The sequence below is a fragment of the Rhodococcus sp. R1101 genome (assembly GCF_000278445.1).
Classification (GTDB): domain Bacteria; phylum Actinomycetota; class Actinomycetes; order Mycobacteriales; family Mycobacteriaceae; genus Rhodococcus; species Rhodococcus gordoniae.
This window is the reverse complement of sequence record NZ_AJVB01000304.1, coordinates 1-4,535: the sequence shown is the minus strand read 5'-3', so window position 1 is coordinate 4,535 and position 4,535 is coordinate 1. Positions and strand designations below refer to the sequence as shown.

Annotated in this window: 3 protein-coding genes; 1 reads left to right on the top strand and 2 read right to left on the bottom strand. The window is 65.9% G+C overall.

Annotated elements, in window-relative coordinates; translation table 11 throughout:
- Positions 1 to 1,199, bottom strand: a 1,199-nt coding sequence (locus R1101_RS0116510; RefSeq protein ID WP_051017568.1) for an aldehyde dehydrogenase family protein, incomplete at its 3' end; no start/stop codon positions are given.
- Between the two features lie 383 nt (positions 1,200 to 1,582).
- Between R1101_RS0116510 and R1101_RS0116505 the strand changes: the two genes are divergently transcribed.
- On the top strand, positions 1,583 to 2,989 hold the full coding sequence (locus R1101_RS0116505; RefSeq protein ID WP_016934485.1) for an FAD-binding oxidoreductase: 1,407 nt from the start codon (positions 1,583 to 1,585) through the stop codon (positions 2,987 to 2,989).
- 33 nt (positions 2,990 to 3,022) lie between these two features.
- Here R1101_RS0116505 and R1101_RS0116500 read toward each other — a convergent pair.
- On the bottom strand, positions 3,023 to 4,535 hold a 1,513-nt coding region (locus R1101_RS0116500), incomplete at its 5' end, for an HD domain-containing phosphohydrolase (protein WP_016934484.1).

The following is a 4,535-nucleotide window of genomic DNA, read 5'->3' as shown; positions in this document are numbered from 1 at the left end:
GTGCCGTTGGCCCGTTCGACGGCTTCGTCGAGGTCACGAACCGGATCGACGACGACCGTCGGCCCGAACGTTTCCTCCTGAACAGCGGGGGAGTCGTCCGGCACGTCCTTCAGGATGACGGGTTCGATGTATCGCTCCCGGACCGAATCGAGACTGCCCATGACGGCCGTTGCACCGTGGTCCAGCGCGTCGCGGAGGTGGCGTCGCACCACCTCGACCTGCCGCGGCAACGTCATCGGACCGTAGGTGGCAGTGTCCTCGGGGCCTGGTCGGGCGCGGGAGAGGGCGGCGGCGAGTGTGTCGACGAACTGCTGGTATACCGCTTCGGCGACATAGATTCGTTCGACACTCGCGCATGCTTGTCCTGCGTTCAGGACCGTGCCGAACGCAGCGGCTTCCGCTGCCTTGTCGAGGTCGGCATCCTCGGCGACGATCACAGCGTCCTTACCGCCGCACTCGGCGACCATGGGCGTCAGCGTCTCGGCGCATACGGCCATCACCTTGCGTGCGGTGGCACCGGAACCGGTGAAGGCGATCTTGTCGACGCCTGCCCGCGCAAGCGAAGTACCCGTGTCGCCGAAACCTGTGATCACCTGGAGAACCGGATGGCCGGGAGCGACGGAGTTCCAAGTCTTCTCGAACCACATGCCGACACCCGGTGTCAGTTCGGACGGCTTGAATACCACAGCGTTACCCGCAGCGAGAGCGTACGAGATCGACCCCATCGGCGTGAAGGCAGGGAAGTTCCACGGACCGATGACCCCGACGACACCGAGGGGCAGGTACTCGAGGATCGCCTTCTGGTTCATCGACGGCAGGGCGGAGGAAACGCGCCGGGGCCCCAGAACTTTCGAGGCGTTCCGTGCGGCCCAGTCGAGGTGCTCGACGGTGAGCATCACTTCGATGAATCCGTCGTCGTGCGGTTTTCCGGTCTCGGCGGAGATGAGTGAAGCCAATGAATCTGCCTCACCGGCAATGGCTTTCTTGAACTCGAGGAGGGCTTCGCGTCGACCTCGGAAACCGATCTCGTCCCACCACCGTGCGGCGGAGCGGGCACGCTCGGCGGCCCCGGAAACCTCTGTGGCGTTGGTGATGCGATACATGCCCAGGGCGGTCCCGTCGCGCGGATCGACACTGGTGAACATGTTGTCGGACTCGGTGGCGTCGGACAACGCGGGCGCTTCGATGTCGTGTCTCATGGCGAACGCATCTTTCGTCGAGATCACGTCGGACCGAGCGGCGTGGTCGGGTGAGTGGATTCTCGATGGGCGCCGAAAGAAGCGTATCCCCGCAGTTCGCAGACAGTCCAGACGGCGTGCCCGAAACAGATGTGTGTGGCCTCGACCCCGGATAGCGGGGTCGGATCCACATAAGTCGCGTCAGGCCGGCACCGCCCCGTTTCTTGCGCGCCACGATCAACCCGGCCGCCCTTGTGGCACCCCGAGAGCCGGACGTACGGTTGATGGGTCCAAAGCAACCCTGGGTCGGTAATAGTGGGGTTCGACGATGGAACAGTATGTTTTCGCGCCGAAATGCGCGTCGTCACCCCAGCGCCAGGTAGTGCCGGCAGGAGGAGACGCTCATGACCTACACGACCGGCGGTGACGTCGGGACCCTGCGAACCACGATGGCGGGGCCGGTTCTCGGTCCCGACGATGCGGGCTATGACGAGGCGCGGCGGGTGTGGAACGCCGACATCGATCGTCACCCGGCCATGATCGCGAGATGTCGTGACACCGCCGACGTGGTGGCGGCGGTTGCCTTCGCGACCGAGCACGCGATGGAGATCGCTGTACGCGGGGGAGCGCACAGCACCGCGGGTTCCTCGGTTCTCGACGACGGCCTGGTGATAGACCTCGGCCCGATCAACCACGTAGCTGTCGATCCGGATACCAGGCGGGTGCGGGTCGGGGCCGGCGCGCTGCTGAGTGATCTCGATGCCGCTACCCAAGCCCACGGGCTGGCCGTCCCGGCCGGGCTGATCAGTCACACCGGGGTTGCGGGACTGACCCTCGGCGGGGGGATGGGCTGGCTTACCCGTCAAGCCGGGTTGAGCATCGACAACCTCGTCTCCGCCGAGGTAGTCACTGCCGACGGCCGGATCCTGCGGACCTCCGCGGACGAGTACCCGGATCTGTTCTGGGCGATCCGCGGAGGCGGAGGAAACTTCGGTGTCGTGACCGAGTTCGAGTTCCGCCTGCACGAGGTAGGACCGGTCGTACAGTTCGGGATGCTGTTCTGGGGGCTGGACCAGGGCGCCGAGGTGCTGCGACTCGCCCGGGAGGTCATCGACACGCTGCCGCGCGAACTCAACATCGTGATCGCAGGACTCAACGCCCCGCCGGCTCCCTTCGTGCCCGAGAAGTACCACTTCCAGCCCGGCTACGCCCTCGTCGTGACCGGTTTCGGAACACCGCAGACACACCACGACCTCCTGGCACGGATTCGCGACACGCTCCCGCCGCTGTTCGAGTTCGTCACCCCGATGCCTTACGTCGACTTGCAGCGGCTCCTCGACGAGAGCACCGCGTGGGGCCTGTACTGCTACGACAAGAGCTGCTATCTCGAAGCCCTCACCGACGAAGCGATCGCCGTGGTCACCGAGCATCTGCCCAGGAAGAACTCGCCGCTGTCGATGATGTTGTTCTACCGGCTGGACGAGGCGTACTGCGAAGCCGGGGACGACGACACCGCCTTCGGTGGGGGACGCACCCCTCGCTTCGCCGCCTTCCTGGCCGGTGTCTGTCCCACTTCCGACCTGCTGCCGGCCGAGCGCACCTGGGTCCGTTCCCTCTGGCAGGCTCTGCGCCCGCATTCGGTCGGGATCGGTTCCTACGTGAACGCGATGAGCGAGTTCGAGCAGGAGCAGGTGCAGGCCACCTACGGCCTCACCAAGTACGCGCGCTTGGTCGAGATCAAGAGAAAGTACGATCCGGACAACGTTTTTCACCGCAACGCCAACATCGAACCCCGTGGTGATCACGCCTGATCGAGGCCTCATGGTGCCATCGTCCTGCCGCTCTCAGGACAAGCCGAGGTCGATGGCCGCGAGCCCCGCTTGGGTACGGTTGTGGACGTCGAGCTTGGTGTACAGGTGCTCGACGTGATTGCGGGTCGTCTTGTGCGCGATGCCCAGCTCGTCGGCGATCTGCCGGTTCGAGTATCCCAGAGCGACGAGTCTGAGGACTTCCACCTCACGCCCCGTCAATCCCGCAGGCCAGGGGGCACGGCGCTTCGTCGGGTGTCCGGCCGCGATCAGCACGGCCTCGACGGCTTCGGTGTCGAATCGACCGGCTTCCGCGTCACGGCACATCCGGGCTGCGGCAGTCTCGGCCGTCAGTGCCCTGCGGTGCGGCCGAGGTTCTCGTAGGCGCTGGTAGGTTTCTGCGGCGGCGAGGATTCGCGCCGTCGCGCCCAGGTCGGCGGCCCGGAGCCCACCGGGATAGCCGGAACCGTCGAGTCGCTCTCGGTGCGTCACAGCGACGGCGACGACGGACTCCAACCCACCGACGCGGCTGAGGATCCGTCCGGTCAGATACGGGTACAAGCGGAGCCGTTCCCATTCCGCCGTGGTGAGCGGATCGATCTTCTCCCAGATCTGGTTGGGCACACCCATCCGTCCCAGTCCGTGCACGAGCCCGGCGCGGTAGAGGAGTTCGACCTCGGCGACCGGAAGCCCGCGATGCCGGCCCGCTGCCGCCGCCAGATCCGCGACGCGCCGCGAATGTCCCAGTAGATATGGACATTTGAGGTCGACGAAATCTGCCATTGCGCGCAGCATCTCGTCCAGTTCGGGCTTGCTCACTGTGTAATCCCGATCGGATGCCTGGGCCAGCGCCGCCGACCACGCGTCCTGTTCGAGCACTCCCGTGGTGATCGCGTCGACAGCGTCGACGAAGACCTGCACCACGTGGGGTCCGAACTGGGTTCCGCTGCGCGCACGAGCAACAGCGCCCGCCTGTGCCGGCCCACCGAGCCGTAGGTGCACTTCGGCCACGTCGGCCAGGTGCACGATCTGCATCTCGACGGGAATCTCGTCGCCGCGCGCGCCCGAAGGTAGCCCTGCGCCGTCCCAGCGCTCGAAGGTGAAGGCGAGCATCGATCCCACCTCCGGATCCAGGCCGACCCGATCGGAGAGGACACTCGCGGACCCGCAGTGGGACCGGATGAGTTCGGACATCTGCCGCCGCGCGGTGAACAGGAAGGCCGTGGCATGGAGGAATCGCTCCGTGTGAGGCAGTCCCCGCCCGACATGACTCATCAGTAGCCGTAGGAACGGTAATCCCGTCATGTCCACCGCGTAGGTGTCGGCGCGGAAGGTGATGTCGTCGCCGAACATCCGTGCCAGTTCGTGCGAATCGGCGTGGCATCCGATCCACGCGACCAGATCGGCGTAGAACACCACGTCGCGCTGATCTGCAGTCAACTCCATCCGGTCGGCGATACGCGTGGCGATCACGGCCGAGCGCAGCATGTGCTCCATCGGCTGACCGAGACCCAGATCGATCGCGAGGGACAGCGCGGCGACCAGTTCC